General features: G+C 39.8%; 24 protein-coding genes, 1 tRNA gene and 1 rRNA gene. 19 read left to right on the forward strand and 7 right to left on the reverse strand.

What is annotated here, in order from left to right:
- Positions 1-85 precede the first annotated feature (85 nt).
- The 6 genes from rrf to tsaD all read left to right on the forward strand — a co-directional run bounded on the left by rrf (position 86) and on the right by tsaD (position 3168).
- Positions 86-201: ribosomal RNA gene (rrf, locus tag ACSR9O_RS26775) — 5S ribosomal RNA — on the forward strand.
- 66 nt (positions 202-267) lie between these two features.
- Positions 268-341 (forward strand) — tRNA-Met (locus ACSR9O_RS26780).
- A gap of 197 nt (positions 342-538) precedes the next feature.
- On the forward strand, positions 539-991 hold the full coding sequence (gene tsaE / locus ACSR9O_RS26785; RefSeq protein WP_101225597.1) for a tRNA (adenosine(37)-N6)-threonylcarbamoyltransferase complex ATPase subunit type 1 TsaE: 453 nt from the start codon (positions 539-541) through the stop codon (positions 989-991).
- Positions 991-1683 (forward strand): tRNA (adenosine(37)-N6)-threonylcarbamoyltransferase complex dimerization subunit type 1 TsaB, encoded by a 693-nt coding sequence (gene tsaB, locus ACSR9O_RS26790; protein ID WP_491725378.1) that lies wholly within the window; start codon positions 991-993, stop codon positions 1681-1683. Before tsaE ends, tsaB begins: the two co-directional genes overlap by 1 nt.
- 22 nt (positions 1684-1705) lie before the next feature.
- Positions 1706-2158 carry a ribosomal protein S18-alanine N-acetyltransferase gene (gene rimI, locus ACSR9O_RS26795; RefSeq protein ID WP_101225599.1) on the forward strand — a complete coding sequence of 151 codons (453 nt, stop codon included), beginning with the start codon at positions 1706-1708 and terminating at the stop codon, positions 2156-2158.
- Complete coding sequence (gene tsaD / locus ACSR9O_RS26800; RefSeq protein ID WP_260359228.1) at positions 2155-3168, forward strand: tRNA (adenosine(37)-N6)-threonylcarbamoyltransferase complex transferase subunit TsaD; 1014 nt, start codon at positions 2155-2157, stop codon at positions 3166-3168. The genes rimI and tsaD overlap by 4 nt, the downstream gene beginning before the upstream one ends.
- 268 nt (positions 3169-3436) lie before the next feature.
- Here the strand turns inward: tsaD and ACSR9O_RS26805 are convergent, their stop codons facing one another.
- A complete protein-coding gene (locus ACSR9O_RS26805; protein ID WP_260359229.1) occupies positions 3437-5356 on the reverse strand; it encodes an ABC-F family ATP-binding cassette domain-containing protein in 1920 nt (639 codons plus the stop codon).
- Between the two features lie 133 nt (positions 5357-5489).
- Between ACSR9O_RS26805 and moaC the strand changes: the two genes are divergently transcribed.
- On the forward strand, positions 5490-6002 hold the full coding sequence (gene moaC, locus ACSR9O_RS26810; protein WP_260359230.1) for a cyclic pyranopterin monophosphate synthase MoaC: 513 nt from the start codon (positions 5490-5492) through the stop codon (positions 6000-6002).
- A gap of 28 nt (positions 6003-6030) precedes the next feature.
- A complete protein-coding gene (locus ACSR9O_RS26815) occupies positions 6031-6690 on the forward strand; it encodes a redox-sensing transcriptional repressor Rex (protein WP_034306345.1) in 660 nt (219 codons plus the stop codon).
- 29 nt (positions 6691-6719) lie between these two features.
- On the opposite strand, the gene ACSR9O_RS26820 is transcribed toward ACSR9O_RS26815, so the two are convergent.
- Together ACSR9O_RS26820 and ACSR9O_RS26825 are read right to left on the reverse strand one after the other, a co-directional pair.
- The gene (locus ACSR9O_RS26820; RefSeq protein WP_034306342.1) at positions 6720-6932 is read right to left on the reverse strand and encodes a YdiK family protein; all 213 of its coding nucleotides are present in this window, start codon (positions 6930-6932) and stop codon (positions 6720-6722) included.
- Complete coding sequence (locus ACSR9O_RS26825) at positions 6929-7654, reverse strand: CPBP family intramembrane glutamic endopeptidase (protein ID WP_491725379.1); 726 nt, start codon at positions 7652-7654, stop codon at positions 6929-6931. Before ACSR9O_RS26825 ends, ACSR9O_RS26820 begins: the two co-directional genes overlap by 4 nt.
- A gap of 334 nt (positions 7655-7988) precedes the next feature.
- On the opposite strand from ACSR9O_RS26825, the gene groES reads away from it, so the two are divergent.
- Both groES and groL read left to right on the forward strand, forming a co-directional pair.
- Positions 7989-8273 (forward strand): co-chaperone GroES, encoded by a 285-nt coding sequence (groES, locus tag ACSR9O_RS26830; protein ID WP_101225604.1) that lies wholly within the window; start codon positions 7989-7991, stop codon positions 8271-8273.
- Positions 8274-8332: 59 nt separating this feature from the next.
- A complete protein-coding gene (gene groL, locus ACSR9O_RS26835) occupies positions 8333-9970 on the forward strand; it encodes a chaperonin GroEL (protein ID WP_101225605.1) in 1638 nt (545 codons plus the stop codon).
- 113 nt (positions 9971-10083) lie between these two features.
- On the opposite strand, the gene ACSR9O_RS26840 is transcribed toward groL, so the two are convergent.
- Positions 10084-11241, reverse strand: a complete 1158-nt coding sequence (locus ACSR9O_RS26840; RefSeq protein ID WP_491725380.1) for a site-specific integrase — start codon at positions 11239-11241, stop codon at positions 10084-10086.
- A 48-nt stretch (positions 11242-11289) separates the two neighbouring features.
- Complete coding sequence (locus ACSR9O_RS26845; RefSeq protein ID WP_491725381.1) at positions 11290-12219, reverse strand: hypothetical protein; 930 nt, start codon at positions 12217-12219, stop codon at positions 11290-11292.
- A 156-nt stretch (positions 12220-12375) separates the two neighbouring features.
- On the opposite strand from ACSR9O_RS26845, the gene ACSR9O_RS26850 reads away from it, so the two are divergent.
- The 8 genes from ACSR9O_RS26850 to ACSR9O_RS26885 all read left to right on the forward strand — a co-directional run bounded on the left by ACSR9O_RS26850 (position 12376) and on the right by ACSR9O_RS26885 (position 18831).
- Entirely contained in the window at positions 12376-12591 is a 216-nt protein-coding gene (locus ACSR9O_RS26850) for a hypothetical protein (protein ID WP_367234661.1), read from the forward strand.
- Positions 12592-12842: 251 nt separating this feature from the next.
- On the forward strand, positions 12843-13517 hold the full coding sequence (locus ACSR9O_RS26855; RefSeq protein ID WP_491725382.1) for a CHC2 zinc finger domain-containing protein: 675 nt from the start codon (positions 12843-12845) through the stop codon (positions 13515-13517).
- Positions 13517-15391, forward strand: a complete 1875-nt coding sequence (locus tag ACSR9O_RS26860; RefSeq protein WP_491725383.1) for a hypothetical protein — start codon at positions 13517-13519, stop codon at positions 15389-15391. Before ACSR9O_RS26855 ends, ACSR9O_RS26860 begins: the two co-directional genes overlap by 1 nt.
- A gap of 575 nt (positions 15392-15966) precedes the next feature.
- A complete protein-coding gene (locus tag ACSR9O_RS26865; RefSeq protein ID WP_363929721.1) occupies positions 15967-16206 on the forward strand; it encodes a hypothetical protein in 240 nt (79 codons plus the stop codon).
- A 71-nt stretch (positions 16207-16277) separates the two neighbouring features.
- Positions 16278-16631 carry a hypothetical protein gene (locus ACSR9O_RS26870; RefSeq protein WP_491725384.1) on the forward strand — a complete coding sequence of 118 codons (354 nt, stop codon included), beginning with the start codon at positions 16278-16280 and terminating at the stop codon, positions 16629-16631.
- Entirely contained in the window at positions 16600-16791 is a 192-nt protein-coding gene (locus tag ACSR9O_RS26875) for a GNAT family N-acetyltransferase (protein WP_491725385.1), read from the forward strand. The genes ACSR9O_RS26870 and ACSR9O_RS26875 overlap by 32 nt, the downstream gene beginning before the upstream one ends.
- 304 nt (positions 16792-17095) lie before the next feature.
- Positions 17096-17830 carry an SDR family oxidoreductase gene (locus ACSR9O_RS26880; RefSeq protein ID WP_491725386.1) on the forward strand — a complete coding sequence of 245 codons (735 nt, stop codon included), beginning with the start codon at positions 17096-17098 and terminating at the stop codon, positions 17828-17830.
- Positions 17831-17997: 167 nt separating this feature from the next.
- A complete protein-coding gene (locus tag ACSR9O_RS26885) occupies positions 17998-18831 on the forward strand; it encodes an oxidoreductase (protein WP_491725387.1) in 834 nt (277 codons plus the stop codon).
- A gap of 191 nt (positions 18832-19022) precedes the next feature.
- Here ACSR9O_RS26885 and ACSR9O_RS26890 read toward each other — a convergent pair whose 3' ends face one another.
- Both ACSR9O_RS26890 and ACSR9O_RS26895 read right to left on the reverse strand, forming a co-directional pair.
- Complete coding sequence (locus ACSR9O_RS26890) at positions 19023-20168, reverse strand: NADH-dependent flavin oxidoreductase (protein WP_491725388.1); 1146 nt, start codon at positions 20166-20168, stop codon at positions 19023-19025.
- Positions 20169-20222: 54 nt separating this feature from the next.
- Complete coding sequence (locus ACSR9O_RS26895; protein WP_491725389.1) at positions 20223-21068, reverse strand: SDR family oxidoreductase; 846 nt, start codon at positions 21066-21068, stop codon at positions 20223-20225.
- A gap of 191 nt (positions 21069-21259) precedes the next feature.
- On the opposite strand from ACSR9O_RS26895, the gene ACSR9O_RS26900 reads away from it, so the two are divergent.
- Complete coding sequence (locus ACSR9O_RS26900; protein WP_491725390.1) at positions 21260-21625, forward strand: MerR family transcriptional regulator; 366 nt, start codon at positions 21260-21262, stop codon at positions 21623-21625.
- The last annotated feature ends 228 nt before the right edge of the window (positions 21626-21853 follow it).

A 21853-nucleotide genomic window follows, 5' to 3' on the forward strand; every position in this document is an offset into this window, starting at 1 on the left:
TATCTAGTTTTGAAGGAATGAAAATTTCTTCTTGCATTTTGATTTCATACATGGTATGATAATAAATGTGCTAAAAGATTAAATGTTTGGTGGCGATAGCGAAGAGGTCACACCCGTTCCCATTCCGAACACGGCAGTTAAGCTCTTCAGCGCCAATGGTAGTTGGGGGTTTCCCCCTGTGAGAGTAGGACGCCGCCAAGCTATAATCATTGTATTCTTTTTAAATAAATGGGAATACTATATTTATAAAAGTAACATTCATACCGTCGCGGGGTGGAGCAGTCCGGTAGCTCGTCGGGCTCATAACCCGAAGGTCGCAGGTTCAAATCCTGTCCCCGCAATCATGAAAAAAACGAAACTTAGGTTTCGTTTTTTTGTTTTATCTGAAATTCGAATAATTATGTCCCTAACTTATTTGTTTCTTCTTTTGAAACAAGGTAAACTACATATAGAATGGTTTTTGTTCCATAATATTGCGTTTATGGTTATAGACATGAACTATAGGACGTTTCCTAATAATGATAAAGGTGATTGATATATGCAACATGTTGAATGGATTTCTCAGAGTGAGGAAGAAACTGCGCAATTTGCGCATAGATTGGCACAAAAGCTCTCCAGTGGAGATGTTCTGGCATTAGAAGGTGACTTGGGTGCAGGGAAGACGGCATTCACAAAAGGGCTGGCTAAAGGACTAGGTGTTACCAGAATGGTGAATAGCCCTACCTTTACGATAATAAAGGAATACATGGGTCGCTTGCCTTTGTATCATATGGATGTATATCGGGTAAGTGAATCGGAAGAAGATCTAGGCTTTGATGAATATTTTGATGGTGATGGTGTGACTGTCGTTGAATGGGCCCATTTAATAAAGGATCACCTTCCAGAGGAAATCTTGACCATTTATATCTATCGTCTGGGCGATACCAGCCGGCGTATTGTTTTGGAAGCCAAAGGCGAACGATATGTAAAGTTATGTAAGGAGATTATTTGATGAAGGTTTTAGCTATAGATACATCGAATTTTACATTAGGGATTGCACTGGTAAACGAGAATCAAGTAATTGGTGAGTATACGACGAACCTAAAGAAAAATCATTCGGTGCGGGTAATGCCGGCAATTGAGACACTGCTGAGGGATTGTGATACTAAACCGAAGGAATTGACTAAGATTGTGGTCGCTCAAGGTCCAGGCTCATATACAGGGGTCAGGATTGGAGTGACGATAGCGAAAAGCTTTGCCTGGACGCTTCAGATTCCCTTATCAGGTGTTTCCAGCTTAGAGGTTTTAGCAGCTAATGGACGATATTTTAACGGGGTGATCTCTCCCTTGTTCGATGCAAGAAGAGGGCAGATTTATACTGGATTATATGAAATGGAAAAGGACTCTTTAAAGACAGTCATAGAAGATTGTAATATTCTATCCTCTGAGTGGGCGAGTCAATTGAAGGAATTAAATCGTCCTGTTTTATTTGTTGGTCAAGATGTGGACATCCATCGGGATGCAATTACGGATGCATTAGGGGAATTGGCGGTATTTGCTCCGGTACAGTCATATAATTCAAGGCCAAGCGAACTGGCCTTCATTGGTCTTGATAAGACTGAAGTGGATGTTCACCAGTTTGTACCGAATTATATCCGCATGGCTGAAGCAGAAGCAAAGTGGCTTGAACAGCAGGGGAAATAAACAAGGAAAGCGACCGATTATTATGAGTAAAACATTGACGTTCCGAAAGATGAATACGGAAGATATCGACCAAGTGCTAAACGTGGAAAAGCAGTCCTTTACTTTGCCTTGGAGCCGGGAAGCTTTTTTTAATGAATTGAATCATAATCAATATGCTGTATACATGGTGATAGAGGATGAAGGTAAAATCGCCGGTTATTGCGGTGCCTGGATCGTCATTGATGAATCGCACATTACCAATATAGCGATATTGCCAGAATACCGAGGGCAAAAGCTAGGAGAAGCTTTGCTCAGGAAGATGATTGAAATCTCCATTTCGATGGGTGTGGTGAGGATGACGCTAGAGGTCCGTGTCAGTAATGCAGTAGCCATTTCGCTCTATGAAAAACTAGGTTTCCAAAAGGGCGGAATCCGAAAAAATTATTATACAGACAATCAAGAAGATGCTTATGTTATGTGGGTGAATTTTTCATGAAACAAGATCAATTTATATTAGGTATTGAAACGAGCTGCGATGAAACTGCGGCAGCTGTCATAAAAAATGGTACGGAGATACTGAGTAATGTCGTGGCTTCACAAATTGAAAGCCATAAACGTTTTGGCGGTGTCGTCCCTGAAATAGCTTCCCGTCATCATGTAGAACAAATTACGATTGTTCTTGAAGAAGCACTGCTGCAAGCCGGTGTGACATATGAAGACTTGGATGCCATTGCCGTTACAGAAGGCCCCGGCCTTGTTGGGGCACTATTAATAGGCGTGAATGCGGCGAAGGCTGTAGCTTTCGCACATGGAATACCAATTGTCGGTACGCATCATATCGCTGGTCATATCTATGCAAATCGGCTTATTCAGGAGATCGAATATCCTGCGCTTTCTTTAGTCGTTTCGGGAGGTCATACAGAATTGGTGCTTTTAGAAGAGCCAGGTTCTTTCAAGGTGATAGGGGAGACGCGGGATGATGCAGCAGGAGAGGCGTATGATAAAGTGGCTCGAACATTGGGGCTCCCTTATCCTGGCGGTCCTCATATCGATAGGCTTGCGCAAGAAGGCTCACCAACTTTAAAACTGCCTAGGGCATGGTTGGATGGCAGCTATGATTTTTCCTTCAGCGGGTTGAAATCGGCGGTGATCAACACTTTGCACAATGCAGAACAGCGCGGGGAAAAAATCGAACCTAAAGATTTAGCGGCAAGTTTCCAAGCAAGTGTGATAGAAGTGCTTGTAATGAAAGCTGTAAAAGCTGCAAAGGAATATAATGTGAAGCAGGTATTGCTTGCTGGAGGAGTTGCGGCAAATAAAGGCCTTAGGGAAGCATTAACGGAAGCTTTTAAGGATTTACCTATGGATATATCCATTCCGCCCCTCTATCTTTGTACAGACAATGCCGCCATGATCGGTGCTGCTGGCAGTGTCATGTTTGAAAAAGGAAAACGATCTGGTTTGGATTTGAACGGAAATCCTGGATTGGATATAGAAGCATTTTAATTGACGAGAAGACAGGATTCCACACTTCGGCATCCTGTCTTTTTATCGTGTTAATAAAATAATAGAATATTCTGTGGATAAAGTTTTTTTGATCATCCTACTGCATGTGTATAAAGTGGCGTTTTTGTGGATAAGTGGATATGTTTCTGTGGATAATGTGTATAACCCAAATTATTGGCTAATAAACGGTAAGTGAATTGTTAACAAGTTTGTGGATAACTTTTTAATTTGAAGTGAAAAAGACCGAGTCGATTGACCCGGTCATTTGTCATACTTCCAGTTCAGCCCATTCTTCGAGCAGCTGGTCCAATTTTTCCTGTGCATTATCAAGCTTTGTTTGGACTTCCATCACTTTTTCGTGGTCCTGAAAAACATTTGGATCGCAAAGGAGGTCATTATATTCGCTTATTTCGGTTTCAAGACGCTCCATGGCTGCCTCGATTTCCTCAATGCGCCGTTTTCGCTGGCGTTCTACTTTTTTTGCTTCTTTATCAATTTTGTAATTTGTTTTTTCTACAGCTGCATCTAAAGTTTTAGCCTGATCCTGCTGTTCAAGTGCTTTGATTTCCGCTTGCTCCTGTTTCTTCTCTAAATAGTAATCATAATCACCGAGGAATTCTTCGTTGCCGTCTTTGGAGAGCTCTATCACTTTCGTTGCTATCCGATTTATGAAATAACGGTCATGTGAGACGAAAAGAATAGTTCCCGGATAATCGATCAAAGCGTTTTCAAGCACCAATTTACTATCGAGGTCCAAATGGTTCGTTGGTTCATCAAGAATTAAAAAATTACCTTTTTGCATCATCATTTTGGCAAGAGCAAGCCGAGCCTTTTCGCCCCCGCTTAGTGTGGAAACGGTTTTCAAAACATCGTCCCCGCTAAATAGGAAATTACCGAGTACGGTGCGGATGTCCTTTTCCGGTTTAAGGGGATAGTCGTCCCATAATTCATTGAGTACGCGTTTATTGGAAACAAGGTTAGCCTGTTCTTGATCGTAGTAGCTGACTTCTACGTTCGTTCCAAAACGGAATTCCCCAGAAAGTGCAGGCAGCTTAGAAATGATCGTTTTCAATAAAGTTGATTTTCCAACTCCATTTGGGCCAACAAGAGCTATGCTCTCTCCCTTTGTCATCCGGGAATTTATATTCCTTGATACCGTTTCCCCTTCGTATCCGATAGCCAAGTCCTGGAGGTGGAGTACTTCATTTCCGCTTTGCCTTTCAATCTGGAAAGAAAAATTCGCGGATTTTTCATCCCCTTGCGGCTTGTCCAAAACATCCATCTTTTCGAGCTGCTTGCGTCTGCTTTGTGCTCTTTTCGTGGTCGAAGCCCTTGTGATATTACGTTGGACAAAGTCGCGAAGCTTTTCGATTTCCCCTTGCTGCTTCTCGAACAGTTTCATGTCCCGCTCATAATCTTCCGCTTTTCCCTCTAGGTAAGAACTATAATTACCATAGTATTTTTTCATGTTATTCCGGGAAATCTCATATACCAGGTTCACTACTTTATCTAAAAAATAGCGGTCATGGGAAACAATGAGCACAGCTCCCTGGTACCCTTGTAAATATTGTTCAAGCCAAGATAGGGTTTCAATATCCAAATGGTTCGTCGGCTCATCCAGAATCAATATATCCGGTTTCCTTAAAAGCAGCTTTCCTAATGCAAGCCTTGTTTTTTGCCCGCCGCTTAATGTGGAAATTGGGGTAGAATAGTCAAAGTCAGCAAACTGAAGCCCATGCAATACGGAACGGATATCCGCTTCATATTGATAACCGCCCTTCTCTTTGAATGCCACCATCAAAGTGTCGTATTCATTCAGCACTTTTTGGTAAACCGTTTCGTTTTCAAAGATGTCAGGTCTGGCCATATCAGCTTCAAGGCGACGCAGTTCCTTTTCCTGCTCTATAAGGTCCGTGAATACCGTCAGCATCTCATCCCAAATGGTCAGTTCGGATTCCAATCCCGTATCCTGGGCCATATAGCCGATTGTGACGCCTTTTGGTTTGATAATTTCACCGCCATCATGGGAAATCTTCCCGGCTATGATTTTTAGCAGAGTCGATTTTCCGGCGCCATTACGGCCGACAAGTGCAATTCGATCTTTATTTTGAACTTCGAGCTTCATATTTGATAAAATAAGTTCAGCTCCATAATATTTCGATAGTTGATTGATTTGTAATAAAATCATAGATTTCACCTCAATTGATTATAGATAGTGTAACGTATTTTAGTTATTATCGGCAACAGCTTGGTTCCATGGTAAAACAAAAGCTGTTACATAAAGTGGAATAATAGTGTATGATTTAGGAGGGGTTACTTAAATGGGAGACTTAACGCATTTTAATGAACAGGGCAGGGCCAAAATGGTCGATGTGAGTGCTAAGCCTGAAACAACCCGGACGGCAGTAGCTCAATCGAGCATTTTATTGAATGATGAAATATATGAATTGGTCACGAACCAGAAAATGAAAAAAGGTGATGTACTGGCTGTTGCACAGGTTGCAGGAATAATGGCCAGCAAAAATACATCCAATATCATTCCGATGTGCCATCCCATTGCTCTGCAAGGGGTCAATATAGCCTTTGAGTGGGAAAAAGAGGAACAAGGATACAGACTTAGGATTAAAACGGAAGCTAAGACAAAAGGGAGTACAGGTGTGGAAATGGAAGCGTTAACAGCTGCATCCGTGACTGCCTTGACTGTTTATGACATGTGTAAGGCCATTGACAAGGGAATGGTGATCGGGCCTACATTCTTAGTGGAGAAAACAGGCGGAGTTTCCAGTAACGATTATAAAAGACAAGTAAAACAAACAGATAGAGAATTAAGTTGAAAAGCATGTGTGAAGGCGGGGAAGAACAATGAACCATGACCCAAAGATACCGCAGGCAACAGCCAAAAGGTTACCATTGTATTATCGATTTTTAAAGAACTTACATTCCTCAGGCAAACAAAGAGTTTCCTCGGCAGAGCTAAGCGAAGCTGTAAAAGTGGATTCTGCCACCATACGCCGTGATTTTTCCTACTTTGGCGCGCTTGGGAAAAAAGGCTACGGCTACAATGTCAATTATTTATTATCCTTCTTTAGAAAAACACTAGATCAAGATGAATTGACCAAAGTCGCTTTAATAGGGGTAGGAAATTTAGGAACCGCTTTTTTAAATTACAATTTCATGAAAAATAATAATACAAAAATTGAAATGGCTTTCGAAGTTTCTGAAGAAAAAGTCGGCAAGCGGATAGCTGATGTGCCCATCTATCATATGGATCAAATCGATACGTTATTGCAGGAAAATAATATCACTGCAGCTATATTGACCGTGCCTGCACAGGTAGCCCAGACGATAACCGATCGTCTAGTCAAAGCTGATATAAAAGGAATATTGAATTTTACACCTGCAAGGCTGACCGTGCCTCCATCCATAAGGGTTCACCATATTGATCTGGCCGTGGAGCTTCAGTCGCTCATCTACTTCCTGAAACATTATCCGGTAGTGGAAGAAGCCGCTTTGGAGGAATGAAAAAAACGCTGCATCTTTGCAGCGTTTTTTTATTTTTTCTTATTTTTTTGTGCGGCTTTAATCTTAAAGTGCAGCATGATCATGCGTAAGCCCGATCCAAAGTCAAGAGTCGCAATGAGGACAAGTATGTAGGCGAAGAGTCCCCATCCAGAAGAATTGACGGTTTGAATCGCGATAGCGGTAAAAAGAGCTCCTAAGCCTGCATAGATGATGCCCATGAATAAGGGTGATTGACGTTTCATAATAAACCTCCGATGAAGGCCTGTGCAGTATCCATCATCTTCTCTATATCCTCCCGATATACCACTTGAAGGATGATAACAAGCGTATTCATCGCAATATGAGCGCTCATTGATACGAGAATACGGCCTGTTTTTGCATAAAGGTAAGCAAAAGTGAAGCCCATTGCCGTATATAAAAGAAGATGTTCAAATTCACCATGCGCCAAGCCGAAAATAACTGAGCTGATTAAAGCTGAAATAAAGAAGTTAAAGCGTTTATGAAGTGATCCGAAAATGATTTTCCGGAAAATTAATTCTTCCAATATAGGTCCAATTACTGAAGTGACGAAAATGACCATGGGGACTTTGTAAATGAGTGAAATGAGTTGCTGCGTATTTTCAGATTCAGACTCCACCCCAAGCATTTGTTCAATGCTGCCGGCAATGCTTTGCGCAAAAAGAGCCATGAACACTCCTGCAATTGCCCATAATATGGACATGGAAACGGAAGTTTGATTTCTCGTGTCCAACTTTTCCCTCATATCTTTTCTCATTAAAAAAAGAATCAAGAATAAAGCAGCGAGAAAACTGAAAACTATCCAGTATGCTGCAGATTTCACTTGGAGTTCATCAGCCGGCATTCCGGTATAAGACCCGATCAGCATGAAAATGGGTACCCCAACAATACTGGATAATTGCATGGCAATATAAGTGATGATGACGAACCAATATTCCTTTTTCAAAAATGAAAACTCCTTTTATAGTCACCCATTCCGCTCGGAACGTTCCTGATATGGGGACAAGCTATAAACGCATACTCCAAAATGGTATCAAAAATTGAGGCAGAACACCACTTAAAGGTACCCCTAACGAAACATTTAAATAACTTTGTTAAGGAAATCATTATGCTAAAGTAGTTTACCCGTAATTTATCAGAAATTAATAAAAAATTTTCAATAAGATACTTGCAAAAAAGGCTCGGTTTATTTAATATTATAAATGTGTTAGCACTCGATGATGAAGAGTGCTAATAATCATGTAACAAATTATCAAGAGAATATGAGGAGGTTGTTTCACTTGTTAAAACCATTAGGTGATCGCGTTATTATTGAACTAGTTCAAACTGAAGAAAAAACTGCAAGCGGTATTGTTCTTCCTGATACTGCTAAAGAAAAGCCACAAGAAGGTAAGGTAGTAGCAGTTGGTACTGGCCGTGTCCTAGAAAATGGCGAACGTGTTGCTTTAGAGGTTGCCCAAGGCGATCTAATTATCTTCTCAAAATATGCAGGTACTGAAGTTAAATACGAAAACACTGAATACTTAATTTTACGTGAAAGCGACATTCTAGCTGTTATCGGCTAATTATACATCATACTTAACTGAACGAAAATTTTCTTAAAATTTTAGGGAGGTACTTATAAATGGCTAAAGAAATTAAATTTAGTGAAGAAGCTCGCCGCTCCATGCTTCGTGGTGTGGACGCACTTGCAGATGCAGTTAAAGTAACGCTTGGACCAAAAGGTCGTAACGTGGTTCTTGAGAAAAAATTCGGTTCACCGCTTATCACTAATGACGGTGTGACGATCGCTAAAGAAATCGAATTGGAAGATGCATTCGAAAACATGGGTGCGAAATTGGTTGCTGAAGTAGCAAGCAAAACAAACGACGTAGCTGGTGACGGTACAACGACTGCAACGGTTCTTGCACAAGCGATGATCCGCGAAGGTCTTAAAAACGTAACAGCTGGTGCTAACCCAATGGGTATCCGTAAAGGAATCGAGAAAGCGGTCAATACTGCAATCGCAGAATTGAAAGCCATTTCCCAACCTGTTGAAAACAAAGAATCTATCGCACAAGTTGCTGCCATCTCTTCAGCTGATGAAGAAGTCGGCCAACTGATTGCGGAAGCAATGGAGCGCGTTGGTAACGACGGCGTCATCACAATCGAAGAGTCTAAAGGTTTCACAACTGAATTGGACGTAGTAGAAGGTATGCAGTTCGATCGCGGATATGCATCTCCATACATGGTTACTGATTCAGATAAAATGGAAGCTGTACTAGAAAATCCATATATCTTGATCACAGATAAAAAAATCACGAATATCCAAGAAATCCTTCCTGTACTTGAGCAAGTTGTACAACAAGGTAAACCGCTATTATTGATTGCTGAAGATGTAGAAGGCGAAGCGCTTGCAACTCTTGTTGTGAACAAACTTCGTGGAACATTCAACGCTGTTGCGGTTAAAGCTCCTGGATTCGGTGACCGTCGTAAAGCAATGCTTGAAGACATCGCAGCTCTTACAGGCGGCGAAGTAATCACTGAAGAAATCGGTCTTGACCTTAAATCTGCAACAATCGATTCATTAGGCCGTGCGTCTAAAGTGGTTGTTACAAAAGAAAATACAACGATCGTTGAAGGAGCTGGAGATACAGCTCAAATTCAAGCTCGTGTAAACCAAATCCGTGTTCAATTAGAAGAAACAACTTCTGAATTCGACCGTGAAAAATTACAAGAACGCCTTGCTAAATTAGCTGGTGGCGTAGCGGTAATTAAAGTCGGTGCAGCTACTGAAACAGAATTAAAAGAACGTAAACTTCGTATTGAAGATGCATTGAACTCCACTCGTGCCGCTGTTGAAGAAGGTATCGTAGCCGGTGGTGGTACAGCACTTCTTAACGTATACAATAAAATCGCTGAAATTCAAGCGGAAGGCGACGTAGCAACAGGCGTGAAAATCGTTCTTCGTGCCATCGAAGAGCCTGTTCGTCAAATCGCTCACAATGCTGGACTTGAAGGCTCTGTAATCGTAGAGCGCCTTAAAGGCGAAGCAGTAGGCACTGGCTTCAACGCAGCTACTGGACAATGGGTGAACATGATCGAATCCGGTATCGTCGATCCTACTAAAGTAACTCGTTCAGCTCTACAAAACGCTGGTTCTGTAGCAGCTATGTTCTTAACAACAGAAGCTGTTGTTGCTGACAAACCAGAACCTGCTGGCGCTGGCGGCATGGGCATGCCTGACATGGGCGGCATGGGCGGAATGGGCGGCATGATGTAATAAGGGTTTTAAAACCTTGTTATATCAACGTCTGAAATGATAATATGCTTTTCTTGTCCTCGGATTTGTCCTCGTTTTCTAAAAAACAAGGCAAACTATGCAAGAATAGCTAACTATAGGAGAAGGTCTTTCATCAGTTTGCTAAACTGTTGGGAGGCCTTTTCTTCCATATTGGAGGTCATATGAGCATAGATATTCATTGTAGTATTTATGTCAGTATGTCCTAATCTTTGCTGTATCTCCTTAATTCCTACACCAGCCTCTATTAATAAAGATGTGTGGGTATGCCGGAATGAGTGAGGAGTTATGTTTTTTTTAATTCCTGCCTTTTTTAGCAGTCGTTTAAGCCTGGTGTCCACTACTTTTCTTAATTGTGGATGTCCATCCTCTCGAGCAAAAATAAATCCGTTATCGTTGTAAACGAGGCGGTTTTTTAATTTAATCTCATTCTGTTTAATCCGATGCTTTTTTAACATGTTGAGCAGCATTTCATCAATCTTAATTGTACGGACAGAGCCCTTTGTCTTTGGCGTTAAAAGCTGAAAATGATTGTTAGGGTTATAAAGAGTTTTAGTAACTCGAATAGTTCCTTGTGTTTCGTTAAAGTCACCCCATTTTAAGGCCAATAATTCACCTATTCGTAATCCGGTATAGGAAAGTACCGTGAAGATAAGAGAATCCATTGCTAGTCCATCTGTATAGGTTAATTTAAGAAAATCAGCAAGCTCTTCTTTTTCAAGAAAGACAATTTCCTCTTCTGCTTTCTCCAACTCCTCAACACTTTGCTGCTTCTTAGGCATTTTGAAATCGACTGTAGGATTAATTTTTATCAGCCCTTGAGTTAATGCTTTTCGAAAAATCATTCTCCCACAAGCATGTATACCATCTATATAATTTTGGCTGTATTTCTCGTTTAAATCCAGGATCCTTTCTTCGTACATTTTCTTTGTAATGCGACTGATTGGATAAGGTCCCCAAACTGAGGTAAAATGCTTCATTTCCTTTTCGCGAGCTCTCACACTGCTTATCTTCACACCACTGCGGCTATAAGTTTTTAACCAATCCTGGGCGAATTGCTCAAAAGGCATATCGGATTCTTTGATAAATGTGCCATTTTCAATTTCTAATTCAACAAGGCGTGCTGCTGCTTTTGCTTCTCGTTGTGTTTTAAAGCTCCCTTTTGATATTTCCTTGCGTTTTTTTGTAAGTGGGTCTTGACCTAAATAAATATGATAGCTCCATGTTTTCCCTCGTTGCCTGAATTTTGCCATCTCAATGCCCTCCTTTATTGGCAATTTGGAAGATTCTTGGTAAATTAATTATGAATTCGTCTGAGATGCTTTTCTAATTCGATAAGCTTCTTGTTTACAAGCATTAGAACAATATTTTTGTCGCTTTACCTTTTTAAAAGGCAATTTACAATTTTGATTTTCACATATATGAACAGGTTCATTATTAGCTATTTGTTGCCATAGATCACGATAAATGGCCCTTATCAGATGTGGAGTGTAATCCCACTCTTTAATGGTAAAACCTAAAGGAGGTTTACCCGTTACGATGGTTTCAGGAGCCCTTTTAATGTCTTGATTCCCAATTGAATTAACTTTAAGTGCTAATATGCCTTGAGCTAGTTTTAAAAAACCTTCTTCTTTTTCCATTTCATCCTCAGCAGCTGTGAACCCGGTCCATGATCCATCCCACCACAAAATTTGGCAGTTGCCCCTTATGGGTTCTTTAACGGCTAATAAATTATCCTCAATTTCACTCTCTTGCATTTCTCCCTTATGAATCTTGATCAAAGCTTGATAAAGCTTTAGTAGCTTTTGCATTTGTTTAATATGAAAAAACCATAATTCTATAGGTTCGCAAATGGAATGGCCAATAGGTAAATCGATAAAATAAGAAGCGTCGGAATAAAGATCTTTCCCAATCTTAATTTTATTTATTTCCGCTTGACCGGGCGTGCTAATCCCAAGCAGACCATATCTATTAGCAAACTCATTTATGTCTTTTTCGTTTTTTAATTTTGAAAAATCCCAAGCTAAACCTTCAGGATTAAACGTTCCCCCCATTGTTTTCCAAGAGACCACAGAAACAAATTTTCCTGTATTTTTACCTAAACAGTCTAACCAAACCTTAGCACCTTCAATTTTTAATTCTTCAAGATTGTTTTCGTTTACTTCTATAACAGAAGCGGTAGGGAAACAAGATATTTCCTTACGGTTAAGCCAATAATAAAACATTTCCATTTTATCGTCCTCCTTATTTAAAAGTGAATTTGTTACGTATTGTTACGAAATAACGCTGTTTTTTATTTGATTTACGTAACAAGTGTTGATAAATTTAGTATATACCATGAAACAACAATAAACAACAACATTGTTAAAGAAAGGGTGAAAGTAAAAGTGAATCCTAAAGTTTTTCCTGAAAATACTCCGATTCTTAAAGAAAAAGGTGTAATTCCATATTGGGAAATTGCTTCTCGGTTAGGCGTACACGTTAACACTGTCCGGAATTGGATGAAAAGTTCCATGAACCCAAAACAAAGAGAAATGGTTTTGGAAGCAATAAAGGCAATCAAAGAGGTTAAATCAAGTGAGGTGGAAACATGCTCGAAATAAAACTAAATGATGAGGAAGTTAAAGCACTATTTTTGGCCGAAGTTAAATCACGTTTGGACAACATTGAGCCTGAAGCCCTTCTTATGAGTTCAAAGCACTATGTAAATACTTAAGCATAAGCTGGCCTACTATTGAAAAGGTATTTTTAAGTGATCCAAACTTTCCGCGAATTCGGATAGGGAGCAAATGGCTTTTTCCACGCAAAGAGGTTGAACGATATATAGATATTTGGACAATTGAGGAACAAGCGAATGTGGATGAAAATTTATAAAAATGATAAAAAACTAACACCAATAGAAACAATCCAGCTTGTAAAGGATTCTATTGGCATTGAAGCGGTGCTTAAATATTACGCTGGGATTAGTCTTGAAAATGTAAAAGGGAGAAAAACAAAGTTAATTTCTTGTATTTTTCACCAGGAAAGAACACCGAGTTTGGCAATAACTCCCTCAAAGAATGTTTTTCATTGTTTTGGTTGTCATGCAAAGGGCGATATTATCACACTTGTTTCCCTTGTCAAAAACGTTTCCCAGGCAAGAGCGGCTTATATCCTAGCAGAAGATTTTGAATTGCTCCAGAATGCCGCTCCGAAGCTCCAGACGATAAAAGCCATAGCAGAAGATAAGGAGCTAGTACAAGCTTTTAAAAAGAAAGAAAAAGAAATGGCGGAATTTCTTTTTAACTATAAAAATCAGTTAAAATCCACTATAAAAAAAATACCTAAACAGCCTGGAGATTTGGACAGATTAGTACGTGTTTATGACTTAATTTCAAAAATTGACATGTATTTAGAGCTTATATGGGAAGCGAAAAATATAACTAACCCGCAAGTTAGAGTTAATAACTATATTTCCGCTAATGAGTTCATTGGGGAAAAGATTTATCCAGCTTTAAAAAAGAAGCTAGAAGCAGAGGGGGTGAAGTAATGGCAACAACAAAATCAGATTTAGCCGCAGCGATAAGACTTAGGGAAGATGCCCTTCCACAATTATTTAAAGCAGATTCAGAGCCGCTGGAACCAGTTCAGCCCCCGGAAGAACCAAAGGAACGGGAGATACCCGATAGAGTGGGAGAATATTTCATTAATGATGATGGACACCTTTATTTTGAGGAAGAAAACAAAAAAACGAAGGAGCTTGACCCTAAAAAACTAGCAAACTTCAAGCCTATTCCGGTTCGGGAAATTCTTCTTGATGATGGACAAGAAATTAGAAGACTTTTTGAAGTGAAAGGCATATTGAACGGAAAACAGCCGCTTCCCCCGGCAAAAATAAAAGCACAGGATTTTGGCAATCTTTCCTGGATTAATGAAAATTGGGGCATCAAGGCGAATGTTGAACCTGGATACGGTATGAAGGACAGGCTCCGTCACGCAATTCAACTATTTGCCGAAAATATACTGGAACAACAAGTTTTTACCCATTTAGGATGGAGGCAGGTTGAAGGCGAATGGATTTATTTACACGCAGGCGGCTCCATAGGGGGAAAAGCACAAGTTGAATTAGAGAGAGAAGAATTGAACAAATATGTTCTACCGGATAAGACCGAAAATGTGAAAGAAACTCTGAAAACATCCTTTGATATTTTGAAACTTGCCGACCCTAAAATAACCTTCCCTTTGTTGGCTATGATTGGGTTAGCCCCATTGTGTCATGCCGCCAAAGAAGGCAAAGGCTCCGAGCCAGATTTTGTTTTGTACTTAGTAGGGAAAAGTGGTTCCTTGAAATCATCAACAGCTGCATTAATGATGAATCACTTTGGATACTTCCCCGATACAAACAGCCTTCCTTCTTCCTTCCAGGACACACCAGCTGGGATTGAAAAGAAAGGATTTGCCGCAAAAGACACTATTATAGTCGTGGATGATTATTACCCGGCAGAACAAAAGCATGACAAAGACCGGATGGACAAAGTAGCATCCATGCTCCAGGCATTTTACGGTGACAGGAAAGGGCGAAGCAGGCAAAACCCGGATATGACGGATAAACGTTCATACCCGCCTAGAGGATTGGCAATTGCAACAGGAGAGGACATTCCAGGGGGTTCCTTATCACGTTTAGCACGTTTTGTCCTTGTCGAGTTTGAAAAAGGCTGCATTGATGTAAAACTTTTGACAGAGCTTCAATCAAAGAGTGAGGAAATGTCAAATAACTTTGTCGGTTATATTAATTGGTTAGCTCCACAAATGGGTTTTCTTCCTGGAATCGTCAAGGATTTGTATTATAAATTCATTTCCGCAGCTCAAATAGATAATCAGCATGGGCGGGTGATAAGCTCCGTTGCATGGCTCACGATCGGATTAAAAATGTTCACTGATTATGCGAGAGAAGTGGGAGAGATTGACAAAGCGGAACAAGTGAAAATTCTTTCTACCGGATGGGAAGCGTTCCTTGAAAATGCTTCAAGCCAACAGCAAGAAATGACTATCAGTGAGCCGACAACTATGTTCCTGGAAGCAATTGCGGAAATGTACGGAACAAGCAAGATCCGTACTAATAACGTAAAAATGGAGAATCCAGCTATGGGGCATGGTGACATTGTGGGATATCATGATGATGATTACATTTATTTCAATCCAACAACCATTTACAACAAGGTATGCGAATTTTTCAAGGCACAAGGCAGGACATTCCCGCTAAATTCTCAGCAGCTTTTCAAGCATTTAGACCATGAAGGACACATTTTTGCAAAAACTAATAGCAAGGGTCAAAGACAGCGAACACATTTGAAGAAAATTGAGAATAAGACTTCCCGCTTCTTATTCTTCAAGAAAAGTAGTGTTGAAAGCACTGAAGATTAAAAGCCCATTACCAGGGCTTTTTTCATAGGTAACACTGGTAACGCCTGTGGTAACACCTTTTTTGAGGGGTGTTACCTGGTTGAAGCCTTGGTACATAAGGTTTCTCTAATATAGGTAACACTGGTAACACCTTTTCTCGATATAAGATATATATAAGAATATGTTGGCTTTTATATAAAAAATACGAATAAATATAATATATATATGTGTCTTATGTCGGCTAGGGGTGTTACCTGTTCAATCCAAGCTTAGAGCCGCAAGGGATTGAAAGGTAACACCAATATGAAAAAGGTGTTACTAAAAGTGTTACCAGGCTTAAAAGGTGTTACTTTTGCCAAGATTCCCCCTTTCCTTAACAGCTAAATTTTTAAGCCAGATATATAGCAGGCTTAAAAAAAGCAAAAACAAGCTGTTAAGGAAATTAGGGGTGAAACCATACCGGGAATACATTAATAAACCAGGTAAGCCACTTTTTGTATAAAAAACAGGAGTTTTTATTACGTTTTGTTATCTTATAATTGCCGAAAGCATTAATATAACAGCATTTTTTCAATTCCTAAAAAAGGAGTGATATTATGCCAGAGAATGGGAGCGAATTCACTAAAAATATTAGGATCAATAAGCCGCAGGATATTAGGAGAATAATAGGGAAAGTTATCAATATTTTGCTTCAGGATGGAGAAATGACGATTGATAAAGCGAAAACCATAGCGACTTTATCAAATACAGCCTTAAAATCAATGGACTTGGGCGATTTAGCCGAAAGAATGGACAAGATTGAGGAAATGCTTAAAAGTCAGGGAAATGAGCAATAGCAAGGATCCAGCCTTGTTTTTGAAAAAAAGATATTGGAGATTTTGGAGCCTATAAAAAAGGAGTGTTCACTATGAGTATCAAAACTAGGTTGAAATCGGTTGAAGGCAAGCTGCCAAAAGCCAGGAAAGCCGGAGCAGCAAGGAGAAAGCCTGAAAAAGATGAATTGCTGTTTATGGAGAATGCAGAATATCAGCGATATTGTATTGAATGGCTTATGTCTTTGTATATGGATGATCCAGAGAATGTTAAATATGCAAAAGGGAGGGTTAATTATCTCCTGGAAACACTGGAGCCGCAAATGAATCCTTCCGATTTTGATAGAGCGGCTTATGACAGGCTGATTGTTGAGAAGCTTGTTGACTGGATGGATGATAATGAAATAAAGGACATTGATGAAGAAAGATGGAAGGCTGTTTTTATGTAACTGCAAGGCAGTAAAAGAAGCCCTTAATATCGCCTTTAAAGACTTGAAATTCCACCGAATTGAGGCTCATATAAACGTTGATAACACACCTTCTTATAAGTTAGCAGAGAATATAGGTGAATGGACTGATAATCTGGTTTATTACATAAATTCCAAATAGAAAATTCTTCAACTACGAGGTTCGGTAGTTGAGATCTGGGGCTGCCATTTGGTGGCCTTTTTGCTTAATGAACTAACGGGGCAGGTTAGTTTAAGTGCAATACTTCACATTCATGCCTTCTAATTGGATTCCTTACCTGTACAAGTTGTAGTTACTGTAACCAAATTAACTGTATAAAACGAGAAAATTCAACATTATCCTTTATTTAATAAGCATTTTTCTTATAGTGAATTGAAGCTTGACTTGTTGTCACAATAATAAAATACAATAAAGTAGAACTAACGGTTAGAGGAGGGAGTTTATTATGGTCAACATTAAAGATAAAGTAATTGTTATTACCGGCGCAAGCAGCGGTATTGGAAGAGCAACCGCAACTTTACTGGCAGAACGAGGTGCTAAAGTAGTTGTTGGCGCAAGACGAAAAGAAAACCTTGAAGAATTGGCATCTTCCATCACTTCCAAAGGCGGTATAGTCAGCTATCAGGTAACAGATGTGACAAATCGCAGAGATGTAGAATATCTCGTGAAACACGCTGTAAATACCTATGGAAAAGTGGATGTAATGATAAATAATGCAGGTGTTATGCCTCTGTCCACGCTGGATCAATTAAAAGTTGATGAATGGGAAAAGATGATTGATGTGAATATTAAAGGTGTGTTGTATGGCATTGCTGCTGTATTACCTGTTATGCAGGAACAGGGCTACGGTCATATTATCAATACATCTTCTACTGCTGGCCATGTAGTAGAACCAACTGCTGCCGTTTACGCTGGAACCAAGTTTGCAGTTATGGCGATTTCCGAAGGACTTAGAAAAGAAGCAGCAGGAAAAATAAAGGTTACAGTGATAAGTCCGGGAGTTACAGAAACAGAGCTTGGGAACGACATTACCGACGAAGTCAGCGCTGCTGGGTTAAAGGAAATTCGTAAAACAGCTCTTCCTCCAGAAGTTATTGCAAATGCCATGGCTTATGCTATCGATCAGCCGGACTATGTGGATGTAAGTGAAGTTCTTGTGCGCGAAAAAGGAAGAATATGAGGAATTGATAAAAAAAAACTCACCTACTGAGCATATCAGGCAGGTAGAGTTAATAGTATTCCTAAAATTACAATTAAGAGAAGTAGTCCTACTAGGCGACTCTATCTCTGATCTTTCAGCAGATAACAGAGACCAAGTTTCCAAGAGGATGAAGGAGGAAAACATATATGAGTAAAGTATGGTTTATTACAGGCGTCACCCGTGGGATGGGCGCCGAAATCGCCAAAGCAGCACTTGCTTCGGGCGATAAGGTTGTTGCTACCGGTCGCCAGCAGGAGGCAGTGACAAAGGTGTTAGGCAGCTCGGACAATCTCTTCGCCACAATCCTAGACGTAACGCGTGAGGACCAGGTCAAGGCTGCTGTGCAGGCAGCTATCGAGCGCTTCGGGCGCATCGACGTACTGGTCAACAACGCCGGGTACGGACATCTCGGTGTCTTTGAGGAGACCACGTTGGAGGAGATTCGCGCTCAATACGACACGAACGTCTTCGGTCTGATGACAGTGACACACGCGGTCATCCCAGAAATGCGTAAGCAGCGCAGTGGACGTATAATCAACATCTCGTCAGTCGCAGGTCTGAAGGGAGTATTCGGCGGATCAATCTACAATTCCAGCAAGTTTGCGGTCGAGGGCTTTTCACAGGCAATTGCCGAGGAACTCGCTCCTTTCGGTATCTACGTTACGGCTGTCTCTCCTGGCTTTTTCCGGACAGACTTCCTTGACTCGTCTTCAGTTAAATATTCCAACAATGCAATCAGCGACTACGCAAAGGCTCTGGCAGAGTTCCGTGATTTTCACGACAACCGCAACCATGCCCAGGCAGGTGATCCGAGGAAGCTTGCCGAAGTCATCCTGCATCTGGCGCACGTAGAGAAGCCGCCGGTGTCATTCGTGGCGGGATCGGATGGTTTGGAATGGGCCATGATCGTTAATAAGCAACAAAAGGAGCAGATCGATGCTTGGCGGAATCTTTCGGTCAGCACCGATGGCACTTGGTAACTAATTGGGCGTTAATGAAAGACAAAGAGACCGAGATAAAACTCGGTCTTTTCTTTTACTAAAAAATCAATAGTTTTTAAACTAATGCATTCTTCTTTAATTAATAAAATTGAAAGGCTTCAATTGAAAAAAACGGCAGTAATATTCTGCCGTTTAATTAATGGAGTGGGATTGAATAAAGAATAATCAATTTATGCTTCCTCTTTATTTATCGCAAACCAACCCGGTGTTGCTTTAATAGTATTCCAAAGTTTTTTCGGAACGTTAATTTCACTTAACTTTGAAGCCTTTAACTCAATCTTAATTTCATCCTCGTGGTCATTTTCAACCATCTCAACCCAATTCGGATTCATGACTAACGCCTGACCTATTGCGATTAATGGTAATCCTAAATCTAACGCTTTTACCGCATCCTCTGGTTTTCTAACTGAACCAGCAGCGATCACAGGTATTCTGCCGTTTGCTCTTTCAAGAATCAATTCAAGTCGTGTTTTTTCATCTTGACTGCTTTTTGGCATTGAGAACACGTTGTCTAATGAAGCGTGTATATAATCTAAACCCTGCTCAACTAGGTGATCAATTAATACATATGTGTCCTCCATTCGTAATCCTCCCTCTCGTGATGATTCTTCAGGAGAAAATCTATATCCTAAAATAAAAGGTTTTTTAGCATATTTCGCAATTACTTTCTTAACTTCTTGAACGACTGCTAGTGGAAAACTCAAACGGTTTTCAAGCGTTCCTCCCCATTGGTCTGTGCGTTGATTAAAGAGTGGTGATAAGAAATTTTGAATTAGGAATCCATGCGCACCATGTATTTCCACACCATCAAACCCAGCTTCAATAGCTCGTCTGGTTGTTTCGCCAAACGCATGAATTATATCCAAAATCTCTTCGTGTGATAGTGCTCTGGCTTCTACTTTACCCTGAGTAAATGGAGTAGGCTCGGAATTCAACGAGCTTGCACTGACTATATCACCATTTGGAATAAGTTCAGGTATTGCTTTATTACCTGCATGATAAATTTGTAGTATCGTAGGGGCACCTCCTCTTTTAGCAGCATCAGCTAACTTCCGCAAGCTTGGTATAAATTTATCATCGTATCCGGCAAATTCATCAGTAAATCCTTGCCCGTTTGGTGTAACGCGTGTACAACCAGTAATGACGAGTCCAACTCCATTTACTCTGCTTCTATAATATTTTACTTCTTCGTCCGAAATGGTAGCGTCATCGTTGCTTGAATAAGTTGTCATAGGTGCCATAACGACTCTATTCTTAATAGTGATTCCACTTTTGAATGTGAAAGATTCAAATAATTCCCTATATTTGTTATTCATTTTTATAACCTCTTTCTTAAATGTTCTCCCAATGTTGTAAGTTTGTCCAATTTCCTAAGACTTATTAGTTATCAAAACCGGTTGATGTAGCAAGGTCGTTCCATTTCTCCATCTCTGTTTGTAAACTCTCGATTTTGCTACTTTGTATGCATCGACTCCTAAGAAAAGATGCAATGGAGGATTGACTTCTTTACTTATCTGAATAAGTACCTCAGCCCCTTTTTCAGGGTCTCCCCCTTGATTTTTATCGTTTTTACCTAGACCTTCTTCCTGTCCTTTTCTTATTTGATCATAATCGGCGATAGGGTGTTGATCCGCCCATTCCAAAGAGCCTGGGGAAAGAAAATTTGTACGGAAACCTCCAGGTAAGACAGAGGTCACATTGATACCTAATGGTTTCAATTCATGTGTGAGGGATTCACTCATTCCATCAACAGCAAATTTAGTAGAAGCATAAATACTGCTTGCAGGATAGCCATAATATCCACCTACAGATGATATATTGAAAATATGCCCAGATTTCTGTTTTCTTAACTGAGGTAAGGAAGTACGTATGACATTGAACGTACCAAATACGTTGACATCGAAATTCTTACGAGCCTGTTCATCTGATGTTTCTTCAAAAGGTCCTACTTGACCATAACCGGCGTTATTTACCACTACATCAATTCTGCCGAAATGTTCTACCGCAGAATTAATGGCTTTTTTTATGTCACTTTCATCAAGCAAGTTTAATTGCAAAGGTAAAAAGTTATCATGTCGTCCTACTGCTTTTTTTAAATCTTCAACGGTTCTAGAGGTAGCAGCTACTTTGTAATCTTGTTCTAGCAGTTTTTTTACCAGTGCTAGACCCAATCCTTTAGAAGCTCCAGTGACAAACCATACATTATTTTGAGTCATTTTCAAATCTCCTTTTCTAATTAGAATTCTATTTAATTGTAGGTTATTATTGTTACAATAAGTCAAATTCCAATTTATAGTTTGAATTATGTTCTTTATATAGAGATTATTGAATATTTCTATCCTCTTTGATATAATTTTAGTTATAGTAACTATAACCGAAGTGAGGGACTGAATAGATGTCATATTCAATGAAATATGTAGTGGAGAATTTAAATGTGTCTGCAAATACACTTAGATTTTATGAAACAGAAGGGATCTTAAAAGATATTTCTCGTGACTCCAATGGTCGAAGAATATATAACGATCAAAATATTGAGTGGATAAAATTCATTCGCTCTCTACGATTGACTGGTATGCCTATTTCCAAAATAAAAGAATATGTTGAGCTTTATGAATTAGGGGATGAAACATTCTACCAGAGAAAAGAAATGATGATGCAGCATAAAATAGAGGTGCAGAATAAACTTAATGAAAATCTGAAACATTTGGAAGTAATAAGTTATAAGGTAGCTATGTACGAACTTCAAGAGAAAGAAGTTCGGGAGAAGATTTAGTTTATTCTAATGTTGTTTGAAAAATAGAGGTTACCAGGGAAACCTTTTTCTTTTTTTCGAGAGCAAGATTGTGAAGTCTTGTACTTAAACTAACGGGTGCTTTAGCTTAGGATCAGAGCTGTCTTTAAGGCAGTTCTTTCTTTATGCAACTATCGGGGCAGGATAGTTCCATAAGGAATGCGTAAGATTGTATTATAATAAGTGTGTTGACCTTATATATGGATGGAC

The organism is Peribacillus sp. B65, from assembly GCF_058513295.1.

What these genes read in the sequence shown, in the direction of transcription:
- tsaB (WP_491725378.1), top strand. Translation starts at nt 991, where the DNA reads ATGAAGGTTTTAGCTATAGATACATCGAATTTTACATTAGGGATTGCA.
- ACSR9O_RS26870 (WP_491725384.1), top strand. Translation starts at nt 16,278, where the DNA reads ATGAGTATCAAAACTAGGTTGAAATCGGTTGAAGGCAAGCTGCCAAAA.
- ACSR9O_RS26865 (WP_363929721.1), top strand. Translation starts at nt 15,967, where the DNA reads ATGCCAGAGAATGGGAGCGAATTCACTAAAAATATTAGGATCAATAAG.
- ACSR9O_RS26805 (WP_260359229.1), bottom strand. Translation starts at nt 5,356, where the DNA reads ATGATTTTATTACAAATCAATCAACTATCGAAATATTATGGAGCTGAA.
- tsaE (WP_101225597.1), top strand. Translation starts at nt 539, where the DNA reads ATGCAACATGTTGAATGGATTTCTCAGAGTGAGGAAGAAACTGCGCAA.
- ACSR9O_RS26895 (WP_491725389.1), bottom strand. Translation starts at nt 21,068, where the DNA reads ATGACTCAAAATAATGTATGGTTTGTCACTGGAGCTTCTAAAGGATTG.
- groL (WP_101225605.1), top strand. Translation starts at nt 8,333, where the DNA reads ATGGCTAAAGAAATTAAATTTAGTGAAGAAGCTCGCCGCTCCATGCTT.
- rimI (WP_101225599.1), top strand. Translation starts at nt 1,706, where the DNA reads ATGAGTAAAACATTGACGTTCCGAAAGATGAATACGGAAGATATCGAC.
- ACSR9O_RS26890 (WP_491725388.1), bottom strand. Translation starts at nt 20,168, where the DNA reads ATGAATAACAAATATAGGGAATTATTTGAATCTTTCACATTCAAAAGT.
- ACSR9O_RS26855 (WP_491725382.1), top strand. Translation starts at nt 12,843, where the DNA reads ATGTGGATGAAAATTTATAAAAATGATAAAAAACTAACACCAATAGAA.
- tsaD (WP_260359228.1), top strand. Translation starts at nt 2,155, where the DNA reads ATGAAACAAGATCAATTTATATTAGGTATTGAAACGAGCTGCGATGAA.
- ACSR9O_RS26860 (WP_491725383.1), top strand. Translation starts at nt 13,517, where the DNA reads ATGGCAACAACAAAATCAGATTTAGCCGCAGCGATAAGACTTAGGGAA.
- ACSR9O_RS26820 (WP_034306342.1), bottom strand. Translation starts at nt 6,932, where the DNA reads ATGAAACGTCAATCACCCTTATTCATGGGCATCATCTATGCAGGCTTA.
- ACSR9O_RS26880 (WP_491725386.1), top strand. Translation starts at nt 17,096, where the DNA reads ATGGTCAACATTAAAGATAAAGTAATTGTTATTACCGGCGCAAGCAGC.
- ACSR9O_RS26875 (WP_491725385.1), top strand. Translation starts at nt 16,600, where the DNA reads ATGAAGAAAGATGGAAGGCTGTTTTTATGTAACTGCAAGGCAGTAAAA.
- ACSR9O_RS26885 (WP_491725387.1), top strand. Translation starts at nt 17,998, where the DNA reads ATGAGTAAAGTATGGTTTATTACAGGCGTCACCCGTGGGATGGGCGCC.
- moaC (WP_260359230.1), top strand. Translation starts at nt 5,490, where the DNA reads ATGGGAGACTTAACGCATTTTAATGAACAGGGCAGGGCCAAAATGGTC.
- ACSR9O_RS26840 (WP_491725380.1), bottom strand. Translation starts at nt 11,241, where the DNA reads ATGGCAAAATTCAGGCAACGAGGGAAAACATGGAGCTATCATATTTAT.
- ACSR9O_RS26815 (WP_034306345.1), top strand. Translation starts at nt 6,031, where the DNA reads ATGAACCATGACCCAAAGATACCGCAGGCAACAGCCAAAAGGTTACCA.
- ACSR9O_RS26900 (WP_491725390.1), top strand. Translation starts at nt 21,260, where the DNA reads ATGAAATATGTAGTGGAGAATTTAAATGTGTCTGCAAATACACTTAGA.
- ACSR9O_RS26845 (WP_491725381.1), bottom strand. Translation starts at nt 12,219, where the DNA reads ATGGAAATGTTTTATTATTGGCTTAACCGTAAGGAAATATCTTGTTTC.